Annotated in this window: 10 protein-coding genes; 7 read left to right on the top strand and 3 right to left on the bottom strand. The window is 70.3% G+C overall.

The genetic code is table 11. The annotated features are described in order from the left end of the window. Positions 1-41 precede the first annotated feature (41 nt). From HMPREF2883_RS08380 to HMPREF2883_RS08370, 3 genes are all read right to left on the bottom strand, one after another. A complete protein-coding gene (locus tag HMPREF2883_RS08380; protein WP_070660983.1) occupies positions 42-947 on the bottom strand; it encodes an O-fucosyltransferase family protein in 906 nt (301 codons plus the stop codon). Between the two features lie 53 nt (positions 948-1,000). Next, entirely contained in the window at positions 1,001-1,735 is a 735-nt protein-coding gene (locus HMPREF2883_RS08375; protein ID WP_070660979.1) for a CDP-alcohol phosphatidyltransferase family protein, read from the bottom strand. A 169-nt stretch (positions 1,736-1,904) separates the two neighbouring features. After that, a complete protein-coding gene (locus tag HMPREF2883_RS08370; protein ID WP_070661141.1) occupies positions 1,905-3,164 on the bottom strand; it encodes an oligosaccharide flippase family protein in 1,260 nt (419 codons plus the stop codon). A 718-nt stretch (positions 3,165-3,882) separates the two neighbouring features. On the opposite strand from HMPREF2883_RS08370, the gene HMPREF2883_RS08365 reads away from it, so the two are divergent. The 7 genes from HMPREF2883_RS08365 to HMPREF2883_RS14195 all read left to right on the top strand — a co-directional run bounded on the left by HMPREF2883_RS08365 (position 3,883) and on the right by HMPREF2883_RS14195 (position 20,244). Continuing rightward, positions 3,883-5,337, top strand: coding sequence for a sugar transferase (locus HMPREF2883_RS08365; RefSeq protein ID WP_070660976.1), 1,455 nt, complete (start codon positions 3,883-3,885; stop codon positions 5,335-5,337). Next, on the top strand, positions 5,337-5,777 hold the full coding sequence (locus HMPREF2883_RS08360) for an FAD synthase family protein (RefSeq protein WP_070660973.1): 441 nt from the start codon (positions 5,337-5,339) through the stop codon (positions 5,775-5,777). The genes HMPREF2883_RS08365 and HMPREF2883_RS08360 overlap by 1 nt, the downstream gene beginning before the upstream one ends. Beyond that, positions 5,774-12,064: a fibronectin type III domain-containing protein gene (locus HMPREF2883_RS08355; protein WP_083313567.1), complete on the top strand. Its 6,291-nt coding sequence runs from the start codon at positions 5,774-5,776 to the stop codon at positions 12,062-12,064. The genes HMPREF2883_RS08360 and HMPREF2883_RS08355 overlap by 4 nt, the downstream gene beginning before the upstream one ends. Positions 12,065-12,144: 80 nt before the next feature. Then, on the top strand, positions 12,145-13,110 hold the full coding sequence (locus HMPREF2883_RS08350) for an AAA family ATPase (RefSeq protein WP_003787581.1): 966 nt from the start codon (positions 12,145-12,147) through the stop codon (positions 13,108-13,110). Between the two features lie 5 nt (positions 13,111-13,115). Then, positions 13,116-14,495 carry a DUF58 domain-containing protein gene (locus tag HMPREF2883_RS08345; RefSeq protein ID WP_070660970.1) on the top strand — a complete coding sequence of 460 codons (1,380 nt, stop codon included), beginning with the start codon at positions 13,116-13,118 and terminating at the stop codon, positions 14,493-14,495. Continuing rightward, positions 14,492-17,077 (top strand): transglutaminase-like domain-containing protein, encoded by a 2,586-nt coding sequence (locus HMPREF2883_RS08340; RefSeq protein WP_070660967.1) that lies wholly within the window; start codon positions 14,492-14,494, stop codon positions 17,075-17,077. The genes HMPREF2883_RS08345 and HMPREF2883_RS08340 overlap by 4 nt, the downstream gene beginning before the upstream one ends. Further along, positions 17,074-20,244: an RDD family protein gene (locus HMPREF2883_RS14195; RefSeq protein ID WP_083313566.1), complete on the top strand. Its 3,171-nt coding sequence runs from the start codon at positions 17,074-17,076 to the stop codon at positions 20,242-20,244. The genes HMPREF2883_RS08340 and HMPREF2883_RS14195 overlap by 4 nt, the downstream gene beginning before the upstream one ends. Positions 20,245-20,348: the final 104 nt, after the last annotated feature.

Genomic DNA, 20,348 nt, shown 5'->3' with positions numbered 1-20,348 from the left:
TTCTGTAGGGCTACGCGAAAAATGCCCGGCTCGGTGGGGCGTCAGCGCTGGGCGGGGCGCAGCGGGTCCTCGGCCAGCCCCAGGGAGAGGCTGAACTCGCCTTCGAGCGGCTGGTCGGGCCGCTCGAAGGGGACGACGCCGTCGCACAGGAAGACGGCCATCTCCACAAAGCTGGAGAAGGAGGCCCCGATGAGGTGCTGGGAGCTGGCCAGCAGGTAGAGGTCGACCAGGCCGGAGCGCACGCCCCTGACGGTGTTGTATCCGCCCTTGTCGGTCAGGAAGACGCAGCCGTCGAACTCCCCGGCCAACTGCTTCTGAGCCTCGGGGGTGTCGCAGGACAGGAAGAAGGGCACGTCGGGGTGGTCGGCGCGGATCTGGCGCATCCGGTTGGCGAACCACTCCACCGGTGAGGACTCGATGGTCTTGGCGTGGGAGACCGCATGGGTGCGCACCTGGATGCCGACGTAGGGGCGTCCCCGCAGGTGAGCGTCGTAGAGGGAGCGGACCTCGTCGGCGATCTCGTCAACGGGGGTGAGCTCGCGCAGCCGCTCGGTCCAGGGACGCGGCCCGGCGGGCCCGGTCCCCTCCCCGGCGCTCCCCCGCCAGGCGGGGTCCTCCCAGGTGACGGGCAGGCCGTGGGAGTGGATCTGCCACAGGTGGCGGCGACGCAGGTCGGCGGTGATTCGAACGCCCTTGGGCCGGCGGTATTGGGCCACGGGCAGGAGTGCTCGGGAGGTCAGGCGCGATACGGGGCTGCCCCCTTCGAAGTGCCACAGCTCATCCATCCTGGGGCCGAAGTACTCATCGGTGCTCCACACGTAGTAGAGGTCGCGATCCTCGACTCGGGCGAGCTCCTGGGCGGACAGCAGCGCGCGCACGCGGTTGCCCAGTCCGTCCTTGCGTCCCGTATAGACCAGTAGCGCCTTGCGGCCGGTTAGCAGAGCCATAAGATTCCTTAACAGACGTTTGAGGGAAAAGCGATTGGAGATCTCGCGAGGGGCTACTGGAGGTCGTTGCGCAGGTCTCGGTACCACTTGGGCAGGGCCAGGGCCACGTAGCCCGCGTAGCCCAGGAGCATGATGCCGTACACCCACAGGAAGACCGTGGGGGCGAAGCGGGTCATGAGCACGAAGCACATGAGCCCGTAGTCCGTGGGAGCCGACAGGACCGACTTGAGGACGCCGGGGCGGGACTCGTCCTTGGCCAGGGGCGTCCCACCGTGATAACGCAGCTGATACGTCAGAATGTAACTGAAGAAGTGAATATTTTGAACCGCCCCGAACGCGAGCGGAATAAGCAGGACCGGGGCCGGTAATTCTGCAAAACGGAACAGTGAGATCGCGATGGCTCCGTGAATTGTCGAGAGCTTAATAACGTCTGCGACGTGGTCGAGCCACTCACCGGCTTTTGATCCGCCGTTGCGCAATCTCGCCAGCTGCCCGTCAGCGGCGTCGAGGGCATAGCCGAACATGAGCAGCAGGGCGGTCGCCACGGCGGACACGACTGTAGGACGCCACAGGGCGATGAGGGCGATGCCACTGTAGGTGCACAGTGCCGACAGGACCGTCACCTGGTCCGGGGTCGCGCCCAGCCGGTGGGCGATCGCGGCCAGGACCCGCCCCGCGGGGCGGTTGATGATGCGGGAGTAGAGGGGGGCACCGGCCTTGGACTTCTGAGCCCGGGACAGGGCCCTGATGTTCTCAGCGATGGTGGGGGAACCAGCAGGGGAGCTCATGAGGCCTCTCCTTGAGTGGGGTCCGGGGAACCGGACCGGGTGTTGGACAGATGAGGAACGGCGAGATCAGGGAGTCGGGGGACATCGGGCAGCGGCCGGGCGTCGGGCCACGGCGTCGGCTCCCGGGCTCCGCGAGCCGGCTCCGCACCGGCGGCCGACGAGGAGGGGATCACCGCTGCGCCAGCTCTCGACGACGCCTGGCCACGTCCCGGCGAACCCACCAGGCATACGGGAGGATCTGGCACAGGACCACCGAGATCACCGAGCCCAGGATAGGCCCGGCGGCGTCGAAGGGCCCAATGAGGACCCAGGAGATGGCGAGGTTCATCGGCACCAGGATGAGCACCGGGATGACCTGGAACTGCAGGCCGCGCGGGTCGGTCATGTACATGCCCAGCGGCTGCTTGCCGGCCTCGACGGCGACATAGGCGGCGAAGGCCCACACGAGCACGGTTGGGAGGACGATCTTGCCGTGGGACATGACGCGGGCAGCCCAGGGGGTGATGGCAACGAGGGCCAGAGCCAGGAGGAAGCCGCCCCCGCTGAAGGCGATGGCCGGCTTGAAGGGGCTCTCGATGCGCTTGTCGGCCCGGGCTCTGGCGAACATGGGCCACATGGCGACGCCGGCGGCCATGACGGTCTGGGTGAGCATGTTGAACAGGTTGTTGGCCAGGTTGTACTCGGCCAGGGCCTGGGACTGCCCCAGGTGGGACAGGAGGAGGCGGTCGGTCTGGAAGGCGATCGGGATGGCCAGAGACTGCAACAGCTGGGGTCCCGCGGTGTTGACGATGCGCACGCCGCGCACGCTGCGCAGCCGCGGCACGTCTCTCAGGGCACCCTTGAACAGGGGACGGGTGGCGCGCCAGGCGACGACGATGCAGATGACCGACACCAGGGCGTTGGCGATGTAGGAGTAGATGGACACGGCGTTGCCGCGCCCCAGTCCGGTGACAATGGCCAGCAGCAGGAAGCAGGACATGGCCGGGGAGACGACCCCCTGACTGATGACCTGGGTGGTGGAACGCCCCAGGCCGATGATGACCCGCTGACCCACGGACAGAGGCAGGGCCGCGGCGTAGATGATGAGGCAGACGGTGGCGGTGAGCCCGCCACCCTCCATGAGCTTGTCCCCCAGCAGCCAGGGCCAGGCGCCCAGCAGCAGGACGACGACGCCGACGGTGCTGATGACCAGGGCGGAGCCGAGCAGCACGCGGACGGCGGTGGTGATCGTGCGCCGTACGGTCGAGTCGTGGGCCGGGTCGCTCGAGCTCGCCACCGTATTGAGGATGACCGCGCCGATGCCCAGGTCGGTGAAGGGCATGAGGGTGGGGAAGGTGGCCAGCAGGCCGTACTGGGCGAAGGCGTCGGCCCCGAAGTGCCTGATGATGAGACTGGTGTTGACCAGCCCGAAGATGCCGGACACCCCCATGACCACCACTTTGGCCACGGCTGTGGTTCCCACAGATGACCAGCTGGCGCCCGACGACGACCCCCGCTTGAGGGCCCCGCCGAGCCGCCGCAGCGGAGAACGACGAGAGCCCCGGGACGCGGCCGCCCCATCACTCACCTCAACCTCCGAGAGGGTTGCGGCGCCTGAGCTATCCGCATCTCGCCCGCGCTCAGAGGCACCCGCCGGGGCACCGCCGGACGCCGGTTGCGCCACGGCCGGCTCGGAAGCCGGCTGTGGCGCCGAAGAACTCGACTGGGTCACGTAGCACTCCTGATGTTGTAGGAAGGTCACAATCCGGCATCGGAAAGACGCCCGAAGACAGGCACGAGAGTAGACGCATCAGGACCGGCGACCTGGTATCTTTTGTTTATCGTCTTGTGACATAGACGGTCCCCCACCCACCCCCCTTGGCACAACCCCAGCAAACCGGTCATGACCAGCCAGAACGCGGCTCGCTGGAAGAACCCTGAAAGGTCCCTCACAGGTGCATTGACACCTCCATATCGTTGCTCACCTGTAACATACAGACGTCTCAGAAACCCTTCGACTCCTCACCTTGTCCCTGCGATCTTGGCCACTTCCCACAAATAACGTCCGCAAGAGTTAGTAGCATTCTAAAACGCTGCTGTTCACGACGTCCCGTCAGCACTAGCCGACCAGTTATTGCCCACCCACGATCATCCCTGCGGAGTCCACCTTGTCTAGTTCGACCCTGACACTGCCCCAGCGCGAGCAGCACCGGCGTCCCTCGACAGCAGCAGCCGACGCCATCTCCCCCACCGCTCCGCGCAGTCCTTGGGCACGCACGCGCCACGACCTCGTCATCTGGCTCGTCCTGTCCGATCTCTTCGCCGTCGCCGTCCCCTTCTGGCTCGCCCTCCTGGGTGGCCACCTGCCACTGGTCTGGTCCGCGACCACCGTGGGCGTCACGATGGTGCTCGTCGCCTGGTTCCTGGGTGCTCTGGGCATCGACGCCGTCGAGCAGGCCGGCCCCGGTACGGGCCGCTTCGTCGCCGCGGCCGCCGTGAGCGTCCCGGTGGCCCTGCTGCTGGCCGACCTGTCCGGAGTTGCCCGGACCACCCTGCTGGTCACTCTGGCGGTCCAGCTCCTCCTGGCCATCACCGGACGCTCCATCGAGGCCGGGTGGCTGCGCCGCCGCCGCCTCGAGGGGCACGCCCTGCGTCGCACCCTCATCGTCATGGGCTCGGGCTCCCAGCCCATGCTCACCCAGCTGCGCCGCCACCCCATGGACGGCTTCCTCATCGTGGGCTACCTGTCCTCCGGGCAGGACCGCGCCTTCCACTCGGCTGAGCCCGTGCGCAGCCCCCAGCACATCGCCCAGACCCTGCACGCCGAGCGCATCGACGCCGTCATGACGGTCGGCTCGGTCATCCCCGAGGACCTGGTCACCCTCATGCGCGGCCTGGAGGGCACCCAGGTGCGCCTCGTCGTCGCCCCCGGGCTGCAGGACGTCGTGCCCGGGCGCATGCGGGCCCTGACCGTCACGCACGGCTGGACCGGTCTCATCGCCGTCAAGACCCGCCGCACCCGCGCCGCGGGCAAGGCCCTGTTCGACCGCCTCGCCGGCGCCATCGGGCTGGCCCTCATCTCGCCGCTGCTGGCGGCCACCGCGCTCGCCATCCGCCTCGACTCCCCCGGTCCGGTCTTCTACACCCAGACCCGCGTGGGCCAGAACGGCAAGCCCTTCACCATGTGGAAGTTCCGTTCCATGTACATCGACTCCGACGCGCGCCGCGCCTCGGTGGTCAAGGCCGGCGGCGACGCCGGCAACGAGGTCATGTTCAAGGACCGTCAGGACCCGCGCATCACCCGCGTGGGCCGCTGGATCCGCCGCCTGTCGATCGACGAGCTCCCCCAGCTCATCAACGTCGTGCGCGGGGACATGAGCCTGGTGGGGCCCCGCCCCGCCCTTCCCGTCGAGGTCGCCAAGTACGACGCCGAGGCGCTGCGTCGTCTCCTGGTCAAGCCCGGGCTGACCGGCCTGTGGCAGATCTCCGGACGCTCGGACCTGTCCTGGGCCTCGACCGTGGCCCTGGACCGTCACTACGTGGAGAACCGGGGCGGAGCCCTGGACGCGAAGATCTTCGCCGGAACGCTGCGCGCGGTTATCGGCGGAAAAGGAGCCTACTGATGATCACCGGCTACGTCCCCGGCGGCTTCGACATGCTGCACGTGGGGCACCTCAACATCCTCACCGAGGCGGCCAAGCGCTGCGACCGCCTCATCGCGGGGGTTGCCACCGACGAGTCGCTGGAGCGGATGAAGGGACGCGCCCCCATCGTGCCCCTGGCCGAGCGCATGGCCATGGTGGCCGCCCTGCGCATGGTGGACTCCGTGGTCCCCGACTATGACCAGGACAAGCGCCTGGCCTGGAAGCGCTCCCCCTTCGACGTGCTGTTCAAGGGCACTGACTGGGAGGGTACCGACAAGGGCCGCCGTCTGGAGGCCGAGATGGCCGAGGTCGGGGCCTCGGTGATCTACCTGCCCTACACACCCACCACCTCCTCGACGATGCTGCGACGCACCCTCGTCCAGGAGGTCGCATCCCGTAGTCCCCAAGGGGCCAAGTGACCACTTCACGCAACGACTTCGAGACGCCCGACACCCCGTCGAGCAGCATCGACTCCACCGCAGCCGCCTCCGGTGCCGGTGACGGAGGAAGCAACCGATCCGACTCCGGCACCGCTCAGACCGAGTCGTCCGCCGCGGACCGTCCCGGTCTGCTCGCCCGTGCCGCCGGCGCCCTGCGCCTGCGGCGGCGGAGCAGGGCCTCCCGATCCGACGACGTTCAGGACGTCGGCTCGGGCCTGACCTCCGGCACCACCACCTCCCGACTGGCCGCGACCTTCCGCATCCCCCAGTCGCGCGCCCAGCGCGTGCGGCTGCGCAAGCGCATGTCGACACTGGCCGCCGTCGTGTGCGTCACCGCCCTGGGAACGGCCGCCTGGCTCCACGAGGGCGTGGCCCAGGCCGACCTGCACCTCAACGACGGCGGCGTGTGGGTCACCTCCACCTCCAAGCACCTGGTGGCCCGCCTCAACTACCCCTCCCGCGAGGTCGACGGCGCGATCCGCACCTCCTCGTCCTCCTTCGACGTCACCCAGAACGCCGAGGACGTCCTGGTCCCCGACTCCGGCGACGCCTCCGTCTCCTCGGTCGACCCCTCCCAGGTCGCCTTCTCCGGGCGCACCCAGCTCACCAAGGGCGTGACCATCGCCCAGGGCGGGGACCGGGTCATGGCGGTCGACAAGGTTCAGGGCACCATCCGCGCCGCCAAGACCAAGGAGGCCGGCTCCCTGACCGCGGCCGCCCCCGTGGTCACCGGCATGCCCGACGTCGTGGCCGCCATCGGCAAGGACGGCGCCATCCACGCCGCCTCGGCCACCAGCAAGTCGCTGGTCTCCCTGGAAACCAGCGACAAGGGCTGGAAGGAGGCCACGAACACCTCCCTGAAGCTGACCGCCGGGACCGATCTGGCCATCACCGCCGTCGGCGACCAGCCCGTGGTCCTGGAGCGCGGCACCGGTATCCTCCACCTGCCCGAGGGCAAGTCCGTCAACCTGGGGACCTCCGGCCTGGTGCTCCAGCAGCCCGGTCCCGAGGCCGATTCGGTCCTGGTCGCCTCCCGAAACGAGCTCATCTCCGTCCCCATGGACGGGGGCAAGGTCACCAGGACGCCGTCGGCCAAGGAGGGCTCCGCCCCCGAGGGCGTGCCCGCCCAGCCAGTGCGCCTGGGCAAGTGCGTGTACGCGGCCTGGTCCGGTTCGGGCCAGTTCGTGCGCAGCTGCTCGGGACTGTTCGGCGGCGGCACCGACACCGCCCACGACGACAAGCTCGCCTCCTCCTCCGCCCCGATCTTCCGGGTCAACCGCGACGCCATCGTGCTCAACGACCTGGACACGGGCTCGGTGTGGCTGCCCAACGAGGACCTCGTCCTCATCGACGACTGGACGGACAAGACCGCCCAGACCGACGACAACGCCGATCAGAAGGACGACTCGGCCAACACCTCGGACTCCCAGACCCCGCCGGAGCGCACCGAGGAGAACCACCCTCCCAAGGCGGTCGATGACAACTTCGGCGTGCGCCCGGGCCGCTCCGCGCTCCTGCCGGTGCTGGCCAACGACACCGATCCCGACGGCGACGTCCTCACCGCCACCCCCCAGGACAACGGCGGGTCGCTCAAGGCCACCAAGGCCCAGGGCGGGCTGGCTCTGCGCATGGACATCCCGGACAACGCCTCCGGCAGCTACTCCGTGCCCTACACGGCCGACGACGGCCGCGGGATGAGCGACTCCGCCGTCGCCACCGTTGACGTCCACGGCTGGGACGTCAACGGCGCCCCGAAGCAGATCACTACCCCCACCCTCACCGTCGCCGAGAAGGCCTCCGGCTCCCTGGACGTGCTGGGCCACTGGCTGGACCCCGACGGGGACGACCTCTACCTGGTCTCCGCCCAGGGCGATGGCCTGGACACCAAGGTCTCCAACGAGGGCACCGTCACGGTGCGCGAGCTGGGTGCAGGCACCGGCACCCGTGACCTGACCGTCACCGTCTCCGACGGCCGGGAGACCGCCTCCGGCGTGGTCAAGGTCGACGTGCAGCCGGCCCAGTCGGCCAAGCCGATCGCCAACGCCGACCACGTGCGCGTCGTCGCCGGCACCAAGGCCGTCGTCTCGCCCCTGGACAACGACACCTCCCCCTCCGGGGGGACCCTGCGCCTGGCCGCGGTGCAGGAGGCCCCGGCCGGGACCTCGATCAGCGTCGACCAGCAGGCCGGTGTCTTCACCTTCTCCACCGAGGCCAATGCCCAGGCCCAGACCTACTACCTCACCTACGACGTCATGGACGGGGCCAACACGGCCCAGGGCATCGTGCGCGTGGACGTCACGCCCAAGGCCGACGCCACCGTGCCTCCCGAGGCCGAGAACGACACCGCCCTGCTGCGCAACGGCGGCTCGACAACCATCGCCCCGCTCAACAACGACTTCGACCCCTCCGGGGGGATCCTGGTCCTGCAGTCGGTCAAGACCCCGCCGGACTCCGGGGTCACCGTCACGGTCGTGGACCACTCCCTGCTGCAGATCAGCGCGGCCAGCACCGTGCCGGCCAACCTGACGGTGGAGTACACGGTCACCAACGGCACCTCCAGCGCCACCGGGAAGGTCTCCATCGTCCCGGTGACCCAGTCCCAGCCCCAGCCGCCGGTGGTCACCAACGACACCGCCGTCGTGCGAGCCGGCGACGTCGTCACCGTGCCGGTCCTGGACAACGACTCCTCCCCCGCCGGCCTCAACCTGTCGGTGGACTCCCAGGTCGGCCTGGTGGGCGATGAGCTGGGCACCGCCTGGGTCAGCGAGAACACCGTCCGCTTCCGCGCCGGCAACCAGCCCGGCCGCACCTCCTACGCCTACACGGCCAAGGACGACCAGGGCCAGACCGCCTCGGGCATCCTCACCGTGGAGGTGCGCGCCCAGGACGCCGAGCACAACTCCGCGCCCTCACCGCGCAACCTGGAGGCCCGCACCCTGGCCGGCTCGGCCACGAACATCACCGTGCCGCTGGACGGTATCGATCCCGACGGCGACTCGGTGAGCCTCGTGGGCCTCAACCAGGCCCCGTCCCTGGGCTCGGTGGAGATCAACTCCTCGTGGCTGACCTACACGCCCTCCGAGGGGGCCACCGGCACCGATACCTTCACCTACGTCGTCGAGGACCGCTTCGGGGCTCAGGCCACCGGCACGGTCCGGGTGGGGGTCGCCCCGGCCTCGCCGCTCAACGTGGCCCCCGTGGCCACCGACGACCTGGTCGTGGCCAAGCCCGGACGCACCGTGGCCGTGGACGTGCTGTCCAACGACCTGGACACCGACGGCGACAGCCTGTCCCTGGAGGGCGACCCGGTCTCCAGCGACCCCTCCCTGGGCGTGTCCACCCGGGCCGGCCGCCTGGTGCTCGACCTGCCGAAAAAGGAGGGCAACTACTCGGTCGCCTACACCGTCTCCGACGGACGCGGCGGCACGGACACCGGCACCGTCACCGTCCAGGTCTCGAGCAACGCCCCCCTGGCCAACCCGGTAGGCGTGGACGACTACGTCACCGTCGACCAGGTCGACGCCAACGGCCGGGTCACCGTCCCGGTCCTGGACAACGACAAGGACACCGACGGCTCGCCGTGGGACCTCAAGCTGTCCTCCTCCGACCCCGACGTCGAGGTGGGCAAGGACTCCCTGAGCCTGACGGTGGGCGAGACCCAGCGGCTCGTGCTCTACACGATCACCGACGCCGACGGGCTGACCGGTCACGCCGTCGTCGTCGTGCCGGCACGCTCGGCCCTGCGACCCCGCATCAACCCCTCGGCCGTTCCCGCCCGCGTCCTGTCGGACAAGACCACAGACATCAACCTGTCCTCCTACATCCTCACCCGTGAGGGCACCAAGCCCGTCATCACGGACACCTCCTCCATCCACATGGCCAAGGGCACCAAGGACGCCAAGGCCGCCTCGGGCGGGTCGGCGCTGTCCTTCACCCCCGACTCGGGCTTCACCGGGCAGACCTCGGTGACCTTCACCGTGGCCGACGGCACCGGCTCGGACGCCCTGAGCGCGACGCTCACGCTGCCGATCATCGTGGAGTCCTCGACGAACCGGCCGCCGACCTTCACCCCCACCGAGGTGACGGTGGCCCCCGGCGAGGGGGCCGTGACGGCCAACCTGGCCGCCATGACCACCGACCCCGACCCGAGTGACAAGCTCTCCTTCCAGGCCGGTCCGGCCCCCGCGGGATTCGAGATCTCCCTGAGCGGCTCGACGCTGTCGGTCAAGGCCGCCGACAAGACCGCCGAGGGCACCACGGGCTCCATCCCGATCACGGTCTCCGACGGCGTCAACCCGCCGGTGAGCGCCTCCCTGCCCGTGCGGGTCAGCGCCTCCAACAAGCCCCTCATGACCACGGCCCCGATCAACCTGGAGTCCCGCAACGGAGAGGCGGTCAGCACCGACGTGTCCAAGGCGGTGAGCAACCCCTTCCCGGACAAGCCGATCACCCTGTCCGGCACCCCGACGATCACCTCCGGCCAGGGCGCGATCAGCGCCTCGGGCACAACCGTGACGATCACGCCCAACAGCGGGTTCCACGGCACCATCACCGCGCAGTACAAGGTGCTGGACTCCACCGGCTCGGAGTCCCGGGCCGTCACCGGCACCATCACCGTGCAGGTCGGCGGGGTGGCGCCCGCAGCCCCCTCCGGGGTGAGCGTGACCCCCGTGGGCGCCGACTCGGCGCGCGTGTCCTGGACCGACGGCTCCGCCAACGGCTCCCCCATCACCGGCTACAAGGTCAGTGTCAACGGCACCGAGCAGGCCTGCTCGACCTCGAACTGCCTCATCAGCGGCCTGACGCCCGGTCAGAGCTACAGCATCCAGGTCGTGGCCACCAACAAGTACGGCGACTCCGAGGCCGCGACGGTGTCCTATCAGCACAACGCCACCACCAAGACCCCGGCTGCGCCCACGCTGACGGCCGGCTCGGGCAAACTCACCGCCACCTGGGCCGAGGTGGACGACCCCTTCGGGGGCACGGCGACCTACGACGTGCGCCTGTCGGACGGCACCGTGCAGACGGGCATCTCCGGGGGCTCGGCCTCCTTCGACGTCGCCCCTGGACGCGCCTACACCGCTCAGGTGCGCGCCAGGTCCAGCCAGGGGACGGTCTCGGAGTGGTCCTCCGCGTCCAACTCGGTGACGCCCTACGGCGAGCCCGGCACCCCCGGGACCCCCGTCATCACCTCCAACGGGGGCACGGTCACCGTCAGCTGGCAGGCCGCCAACGGCAATGGCAGCCCCGTGAGCTACACGCTGCACTACTCCAACGGGCACACCAGCGACTCCAAGAACGTGGGAGGCTCCACCTCCACCACGGTCTCGGTCTCGCGCGGCACCTGGACCTTCTGGGTCGAGGCCGACAACGGTCACGGCTCCAAGACCTCGGGCCAGGCCAGCTACACCTACAAGCCGACCCCGCTGACGCCGTCGACCCCCGCCGTCAAGGCCACCGGCAACAGCGGCGAGCTGTCCGTGAGCTCCTCGCCCCGGGCCGGCAACGGCTGGAGCGTGGGCGAGCTGACGGTGGAGTACTCCGTCGACCAGGTCACCTGGACCAGCTCCTCGACCATCCGGGGACTGACCAACGGGCAGGCCTACACCGTCTACGCCCGCGCCAACGGCAGCGGCCAGTACTCCGACGTCGTCGCCTCCTCGCCGGTGGCGCCCTACGGCCCGCCGTCGGCTCCCTCGGTCAGCTGCGAGCTCACCGGTAAGAAGCAGAGGAAGGTCTCCTGCTCCTGGAGCCCCGGGGCCAACAACGGCGCGAGCGCCGAGTACGAGCAGACCGACGACGGCGGCAAGTCCGTGGAGAACGTCGAGATCGGTGACACCTACGACGGCAAGCTCAAGCGCGGTGAGTCGCTCACCTGGTGCGTGCGGGCCAGGAACAACGCCAGCACCTCCGAGTGGGGCTGCGACACCGTCACCAGGCCGCCCAAGCACAGCGGCGACGATGACGATGACGACGACGACAAGAAGCAGCCCGTCGCGGTTGGCACGCAGCAGCAGTTCTCCGTGGACTACTCGCAGACATGCCGCCCCTTCGGCCCTTGGGGCACCTGCTATCAGATGGTCTTCGACCTCTCCGGCAACCCCAACAGCACCTTGTCCTGCGGCTACTGGTACTGGGACACCTGGGACTGGCAGCCCGCCTGGAACGAGGAGGAGATCACTCTCGATAAGAACGGTTACGCCCGGCACAAGTTCCCTCACCGCACACCGAGATGGAACCAGACCGTCACCTGCACCCAGAAGTAACCGGATCATTAACCAGATCGATGCCCGGAACGCAACAAGTCACACACTCACCTCTCTCCACCCGAAGGATCATTGATTCCATGCCGATGACTCCCGAGAACGCGACATGGTTCGCTGACGCCTTCTCCACCATTGTCAACAACGTCGGTCAGGCGCTGCTCGACAAGGAGGACGTGATCAAGCTGGCCCTGACCACCATGCTCTCCGAGGGTCACCTTCTGCTCGAAGACGCCCCCGGCACCGGCAAGACCGCCCTGGCCCGGGCCCTGGCGGCCTCGGTGCAGGGGACGCACTCGCGCATCCAGTTCACCCCCGACCTGCTGCCCAGCGACATCACGGGCGTGACGATCTACGACCAGAAGACCGGCACGTGGGACTTCCACGCCGGCCCGATCTTCTCCTCCATCGTCCTGGCCGACGAGATCAACCGGGCCAGCCCCAAGACCCAGTCGGCCCTCCTGGAGGTCATGGAGGAGTCCCAGGTGACGGTTGACGGCGTGCGCCACACGACCGAGCGCCCCTTCATGGTCATCGCCACCCAGAACCCCATCGAGCAGGCCGGCACCTACCGCCTGCCCGAGGCCCAGCTCGACCGCTTCCTGATGAAGACCTCCGTGGGCTACCCCAACCGGGAGGCGCTCACCCGGATTCTGTCGAGCTCGGCCCACCCGGACCGCTCCAAGAGCCTGTCCGCGGTCGTGGCCTCCTCCGTGGTGGCCTCCATGGCCGACCTCGCCGCGGAGAACCACATCGAGAACTCGGTGCTGGACTACATCGGGGCGCTGGTGGAGGCCACTCGCGCAGCCGACGAGACCCGCATGGGCGTGTCCACCCGTGGCGCCATCGGCATGGCACGGGCCGCCCGGGTGTGGGCCGCCTCCCAGGGGCGCAGCTACGTCCTGCCCGACGACGTCAAGGACCTCGCCGAGGTCGTGTGGGCCCACCGCCTGGTCATGGACCCCGACGCCGAGTTCACCGGCGCCACCGCCTCCGGCGTCATCACCGCCGCCCTGGCCCAGGTCCCCGCCCCCACGACCCGCGACTGAGCCGCATGACGCCTCAGACGACGTCGCAGAAACCTGCCCGCCAGGCCCGTCCGGGCTCGGCGGGCGGGTCCGGCGCATCCCCTTCTTCCGCCGCGGCCCCCACGTCCTCGGGGACGCCGGCGTCCGCGCAGTCCGCGCCATCGGCCGCGTCGTCGACCTCCGCGAGCGAGGCCCTGAGCGCCAGGCCCTCGCAGTCCCGGCTGACCGCACTGGCCGCGGCGGCGCTGCGGCCGCTGCGCTGGCTGATGCACACCGTGACCCCGATCGGATGGGGCAGCCTGGTGCTGCTGGCGGCCTGCGGACTGACCGGGGCCGTCATGGGCTGGCAGGAGGCGTGGAGCGCCGCGGCCGCCGTCGGCATCGTCGCGGTGAGCGCCTGGCTGTGGCTCATCCCCCGCCGCGGCTACTCGGTCAACCACAACCTGCTCGAGCCCCGCGTCACCGTGGGCGACCACGCCCTCATCCGTCTGACCGTCACCAACCCCCGCACCCGGCCGCTGCTGCCCTCGCGCATGGAGATGCCGGTGGGGTCGGGGCGCGCCGTCTTCGTCGTGCCGACCCTGACCCCCGGAGCCGTCCACGAGCGCGGATTCGTCCTGCCCACGCAGCGTCGCGGCATCGTCACCGTCGGTCCGGTCCTGGCGGTCCAGCGCGATCCGGTGGGGCTGCTCCAGCGCGAGCGCTCCCTGAGTACTCCGCAGCACATCCACATCCACCCGCGTACCGTGCGCCTGGGCACGGTCCTGCACGGCGTCCTGCGGGACATCGAGGGCGCCGTCACCCAGGACCTGTCCAGCTCCGACGTCGCCTTCCACGCCTTGCGCGAGTATGTCCCCGGCGATGACCGGCGCAACGTCCACTGGCGCACCACGGCCCGCACCGGCCGGCTCATGGTGCGTCAGTTCGAGGAGACCCGCCGCTCCAGCCTGCTCGTCCTGCTGTCCACCCGCCAGGACGACTACGCCGGCGAGGAGGACTTCGAGACCGCGGTGTCCATCGCCTGTTCACTGGCCATGGACGCGATCCAGGACGGGCGCGAGGTCCGCTTCATCACCCAGATCGGGGCCCTGCCCACCTCCTCCGCCCTGCGGATGCTGGACACGTCCTGCCTGCTGAGCACCGGTGAGGACGACTTCGGCTGCGACCTCCTGGTGCGACACGCCTGTACGGCGCACCCCGATGCCTCTATCGTCGTCCTTGTCACCGGTCAGCAGGTCGACCGCGCCGTGCTGGCCCGGGCTCGTGGCTTCGCCCCGCTGCCCATGGTGACCGTTGCTCTGCGCGCGGGCCAGCACGGTCTGTCGCGCCACCACGCCGGAACGATGCCGGTCGTGGACATGGACCGTCTTGAGCAGCTTCCCACCGCCCTGAGGCGAGCACTATGACCCCCACGACGACCCTCACCACCGCGTCCCCCCGCACCGCGGGCTCCCCGACCTCGGGCGCCTCGCCGGCCGGGGCGTCCTCTCCGGCCGACGCCCCTTCGCAGGTCACCGCCGCGCCCTTAGGCGGCTCGGGCGAGTCGCCCTCCTCGTGGTCGACGGCGACGTCGTCGCGCACGCGCAGCCTCTCCAGCAACGAGACGACTCGTCAGGCCCGCTCCATCACCGGCGCAGGCCCACTCCTGTCGCGCCCCTCCCGGCCGGCGCTCTCCGCCCGACGCTTCCTGCCTCCCCGGCGCGGCGCCAAGCCGCCCACGCCGGCGGCCGCCGCCCTCGAGCTGGTCCTCATGGCCGGGATCCTCGCCATCGGAGCGGTCCCCTTCCTGCCGGTCTTCGCCTCCGTGGTCGGTTGCCTGGCCGTCGGCTACGGCGCGCTCATCGGCGCCCTGACCTCATTGATCTGCTCACGCCTGCGCCTGTCGGTGCTGCCGAGCATGGCGGCCCTGGCGCTGGTCCACGTCCTGGTGGCCCCGTGGCTGCTGACCGACGTCGGCTCCGGGACGGCGGCGATCAAGACCGTGCTGGGCTCCACGATCACCGTGTGGCGCGATGCCCTGACCGTGCCGATGCCGCTGAGCTCCTTCAGCGGCATGACGGTGCTGCCCTGGATGACCGGGCTGGTGGTCTCGGCGCTGGCGACCCGCCTCATCCTGGCGGGCCGCGAGGTCCTGGCCGGCCTGACTCTGGCCTGCCTGCCCGCCGTCGGCATCGGCTGGGGCGGGCAGGAGACCGTGCGCCCCACCGTGCTGGGCGTCCTGTTCGTCGTCGGGATCCTGGCGCTGTGGACCTGCGGCTCCCTTCGTCAGCGGCGCAGCCACGTCGTCGAGGCCCTGGACCTGAGCTCCTTCTCGACGACCTCGGGCGCCACGAGCGCCCGCTCCACCGGGGACCTGGGCCGAGCGGCCCTGCGCGGAACGGTCATCGCCGCCGTGCTGCTGCTGGTCACCTCCCTGGCCGCCATGGTCCTCGCCCCCGCCGCCCCCACCTCCCGGACGGTGGTGCGTGACCTGTTCCAGCCGCCGCTGGACGTGACCGAGTACGCCAGCCCGCTGTCCCTGGTACGCACCCTGGAGACGGACAAGGCCCACACCCGACTCATGAAGCCCGTCAACCTGCCCTCGGGGGGACGCATCCGCATCGCCGCCCTGGACTCCTACGACGGCCTGTCGGCCCACATCGGTCAGAACGAGAACGGCCAGTCGCGCTTCGAGCGCATCGGTGACAAGACCCAGCTGACGGCCAACCGGCTCGACGGGCGCAAGCAGACCTCCTCCCTGACCATCGAGGACTACAGCTTCCCCTGGGTGCCCACCATGCCCGAGACGATCCGCATCGAGTCCTCCGGGCCGCGTCAGTCCGCCCTGCGCGAGGGCATGTACTACGACAAGTTCTCCTCCACCGGGATCGCCACCAGCGGCCTGGCCTCGGGCGACGTCCTCACCGAGCGGGTCGCCCCCTACACCGCGCCCTCCGAGGCCGCCCTCAACAAGGCCGCGCTGGCGCAGACCTCACTGGGACCGGTCGAGCAGGTACCGCCGTCGGTGACCGCCCTGGCCAAGGAGATCGTCGGGGCCGAGTCCAACCCCATCGCTCAGATCCGGGCGCTCCAGCAGCGCCTGCGCACGAGCTACTACTCCGACGGCACCAAGAGCCCCTCCCAGCCCGGGCACGGGGCCGCCCGCATCGCCTCCATGGTGGAGGCCGACTCCCTCATCGGCGACGACGAGCAGTACTCGGTGCTCATGATGCTCATGTGCCGCTCGCTCAACATCCCGGCCCGCGTCGTCATGGGCTTCGACCCGGCCACCGACGGCGACGCCAAGACCGTCACCGGCGAGGACGTCAAGGCCTGGGTGGAGATCCCCTTCGAGGGCCTGGGCTGGGTGTCCTTCGACGTCACGCCGGACCGCAACCAGGTTCCCCAGCAGCAGACCACCCAGAAGGTCTCCAACCCCGAGCCCAACGTCCTCCAGCCCCCGCTGCCCAATGAGGACCCCGCCCAGCTGCCCCCCAACTACGAGGACCCGCAGCGCGACGACCCCCAGGACAAGGACAAGGGCGGCCTGCCGACCGCGGTCATCGCCGTCGGAGGCTCCGTCCTGGCGATCGCGATGATCGTGGGCTCGGTCCTGGGGTGGAAGGCCTGGCGGCGCAGTCGCCGGCGCGCACGCACCGGCGTCGGTAAGGCCCTGGGGGCCTGGGAGGAGATCCTCGACCGGGCCCGTGACCTGGGGCGCTTCCCCGGGTGGGGAGCCACTCGGCGGGAGGCGGCCGCTCAGTTGGACCCTCACTTCCCGCAGGTCGATCTGCCTCGATTCGCCGGAGCAGTTGACTCCCAGGTCTTCAGCTCCGGGGAGCCGCCATCGTACGCTCTAGGGGAGCTGTGGGAATCCTCAGATGCGATCGTCCGCTGCATGGGGGCGGAACGCTCGCGCCTGGGGCGGGTATGGGCCCGTTTGTCCCCGCGCTCCCTCGTCCATCCCGCCGACAGGCGGTCACGTCCCCCCAGGAGGTTGCGGTCATGACGATCACTGCTGACGCTCGTAGCAGCGCCTCGACCGCTGCGGGCCCGCCAACGTCCTCCCCCGTGTCCGATGGCGCGCCGCACACCGACGTCGTCAGTCCGTACGGCACGGCGCTGAGCGCCCCCGATGACCCGCACGGCGACGGCTCCCGAGGCTCGGAGCCCGATGCGGCCCGGCCGGTTGCGCATACGCCCTCCTCTGCGCATCGTCGCCTCCCCCCGGCCCCGGTGCGGGCACGCATTGTTGCCGGGGTCATCGACCTCGTCATCGGCTCACTTCTGGTGGGAGGCCTGACCACCGTCATCTGGCAGGTGGGCGGGCGCCCGGTCCTGACCAGCGGGCTCATCGCCTTCGGGCTGGTCGTCGGTGCGCGCTGGCTCACCATCGCCGCCACCGGCTGGTCCCTGGGCGGGAGACTGCTCAGGATCCGCATGCTGGGGGCCCGCAACCAGACCCCCTCACCGCTGGGCTCCTTCCTCCACGCCGACCTCATCCTGGCCGTCAGCATCACCACGCTCGGCCTGGGCACCATCGCCCTCATGCGCACGGCGGCCGCTGACTCTGAGGGGCGCGGCTGGCACGACAAGCTCTCCGGGATGGCGCTGCTCAGCGCCCACAGGACGAGGCGCCCCGCACGGCCCGCTCCCTCAGCGGCCGCATCGGAGCGCCACCCCGTCACCGAACCCGCCTCCTCCGGCCCTCAGACCGACGCCGGCGCCGACACGCCGGAGGAGTCCACCTCCCGGGACATCGGTGAGGCGTGGGACACCGCCAGGCGCGCGTCCCTCTCCTCCTCCGACGAGCAGAGCGCCACGAGCCGGGAACCCGCCTCGGAACCGTCCGCCCAGGCCACCGAGGTGCCAGACGAGTCCGCCTCCCGCGCTCGGCCCTCCGAACAGGCTGAGCGCAAGGCCGAGAAGAAGGCCGGGAAGGCGGCACGGGGCAAGAAGGCCAGGAAACGCGGCCCCCGCCCGGGCTCGACGCGCGCACGGTCCGGTCAAGAGGCAGCACAGGAGACCCGGCAGGCCACCGCCGCGGGCGCCCAGAGCGCCGCCGAGGCAGGTATCACCGAGTCCTCCGGCAGGAGTGCGCACCCGACGACGTCGGATCCGGTCTCCCCCTCGATCCGTCGGCCCCGTCCGGCCCGCCCGGGCCGGCCCGCACGCCATGCCGGTCGCGCCTTGAACACCGGCTCGTCCAGCGGCTATGCGTCAGCGGTCTCAGAAACCTCCGCCGAGGAACAGGCCGTGAGCACCTCTGCCGCGACTACCGCGGCCGCGCCTCATACCGCCGCCAAGGCCACCAAGGCGGCGACCGTCTCATCGTCCGCCTCTGCGAAGTCGGCGGCCTCCGCCGGTCCGGCGATCGTGGAGACCGACGCCGAGGCCGTTGCAGTCGCTTCCGCCACACCCATGGACCCTCAGGCGTCCGCTGCGATGACTGCGGCCCGTGCCGGGTCCCGGCCGGCGGTGGAGGAGGCCTCGAGGCCCTCGGCGGGGCCGGCCGACGAGGACGCCGTCGCAACCGCCCCCAAGGCCCCGGAGGGTGCCGCTTCCCCGGCTCAGGGGGACGCGGACACAGCACCGGACGACCTCACCGAGGCCACGGAGCCGGCAGCGCACGATGCCGCACCGAAAACATCATCAGAGCCGACCAGCCCGACATCGACCGAGGAGCCGGCCGAGGAAGCCGAGGAGCCGTCGGCAGCCGCGTCGAGCTCCGACGACGCCGCGTCGCAGCAGCCCTCGCCGATGGACACCGAAACCGCTACGCTCGACGTCGTGGAGGACGCGCCGTCTCAGTCCACGAATGACGCCGACAGTCAAGGTGACGAGGCCGAGAAGCCCTCGACCCACGCGCCGCCCTCATCTCAGCACCCGGCCGATCAGCAGCAGTCCGAAGCGACGACGCCCTCAGCGGAATCCTCCAAAACTGCTGCCGATTCCGAGGCATCCCGGTCCTCCACGTCGCACGATGCGACTTCCACACCACAAGTCCCGCGCTCGAAAGCCACAAAACCCGTAACATCACAAACGATGGAACCACGACACGCCCACGCCCAGCGCTGGAGGATTCAGCCCGGTCACACCGGCAAGAAGTCCTCCGGTTCGTCTGCTGCACCTGCCGAGGATCAGCGAGAGTCGGTGTCACAGCCCGGCGTACCTCGTCGCGAGAGCCTCTTCACCACCGAGCGGCAGCGCTACGCTGCCGGAGCCGGCCCCGTCCTGGAGGTGGCGCACACCTTCGACACCTCCAGCATCCTGCCCTCGGAGGACCGCAACACGCAGGCCCTCATCGACTCGGTGCCCTGGTCCTCGGTTCCTACCTCGGTCGATGCCGCCACGGTGGACTCCCTGCCGGAGGGAGCCATCGTCTCCGACGACGGCTTGCCCCAGCAGCCGAAGACGGTGTCGGCGCCTGCGCAGCACGCGTCCCCGATGGACCTGACCAACCCCGCCACCGTGCCCGGTGGCCTGCCTGCCGCCTCGGAGGGCACGGCGCACCCGACCGTGCGCAGTCACCGCAGCCATGCTCGGGCCTCCGCCGGCAGCGCGACGAGCGCGGCCGCTCCGGAGGAGAGCTCCTCGCGCCGGTCCCACGCCTCACACCGCTTCTCGGGGCCGGGAATCCCCTCGCCCGCGGACGGACGCGCCGTCCCCGATGAGTCCCGCACCGGTGTGTCCAGGCGCAGTGCCGGCAGCATGCCGGAGGCTGCCGCACCGGCCTCCGCCCCCGCTGCAGGCGGCTCCCTGCCCCCGCTCACCCCGGTTCCCAACGCGAGTGCCCAGACCGCCACGCCGTCGCTCCCGTCGGCCTCCTCGGCCGCTCCGGCCCTGTCGGTACGTCTCGTCCCGCTGCTGGGCGGCAACCCGATCCTCATCCACGAGCCCACAGTGGTGGGCCGCGACCCCGACAACATCTCGGCCTACCCCGGGGCGGAGCGCGTCGCTCTTGACGATCCCACGCGCTCGGTGTCCAAGACGCATGCGGCGATCTTCCCGCTGCTGGACGGAGTGTGGGTCACCGACCTGCACTCCACCAACGGGACGCGGGTGGAGTACCGCGATGGACGCACCGTCGAGGCCGTACCGGACAAGGCCCTGTCCGCCCTGGAGGGCAGCACGATCTTCTTCGGCCGCATCGCCTTCAAGGTGGAGGTCGTCTGAGTCCCGCACCGGTTCCCTCAAGCGGCTGGGGCCCGCACTCCTCTCCAGGAGTGCGGGCCCCAGTGTCTGCGGGTCTTGGCGGGCGTTGGCTCAACAACGCCTCG

Source organism: Actinomyces sp. HMSC075C01 (assembly GCF_001812965.1).
Classification (GTDB): domain Bacteria; phylum Actinomycetota; class Actinomycetes; order Actinomycetales; family Actinomycetaceae; genus Actinomyces; species Actinomyces acetigenes.
This window is presented reverse-complemented; position numbering and strand designations above follow the sequence as displayed.

Coding starts and splice junctions, on each gene's coding strand:
- HMPREF2883_RS08380 (WP_070660983.1), bottom strand. CDS start 947: ATGGCTCTGCTAACCGGCCGCAAGGCGCTACTGGTCTATACGGGACGC.
- HMPREF2883_RS08375 (WP_070660979.1), bottom strand. CDS start 1,735: ATGAGCTCCCCTGCTGGTTCCCCCACCATCGCTGAGAACATCAGGGCC.
- HMPREF2883_RS08370 (WP_070661141.1), bottom strand. CDS start 3,164: ATGGGGGTGTCCGGCATCTTCGGGCTGGTCAACACCAGTCTCATCATC.
- HMPREF2883_RS08360 (WP_070660973.1), top strand. CDS start 5,337: ATGATCACCGGCTACGTCCCCGGCGGCTTCGACATGCTGCACGTGGGG.
- HMPREF2883_RS08350 (WP_003787581.1), top strand. CDS start 12,145: ATGCCGATGACTCCCGAGAACGCGACATGGTTCGCTGACGCCTTCTCC.
- HMPREF2883_RS08345 (WP_070660970.1), top strand. CDS start 13,116: ATGACGCCTCAGACGACGTCGCAGAAACCTGCCCGCCAGGCCCGTCCG.
- HMPREF2883_RS08340 (WP_070660967.1), top strand. CDS start 14,492: ATGACCCCCACGACGACCCTCACCACCGCGTCCCCCCGCACCGCGGGC.
- HMPREF2883_RS14195 (WP_083313566.1), top strand. CDS start 17,074: ATGACGATCACTGCTGACGCTCGTAGCAGCGCCTCGACCGCTGCGGGC.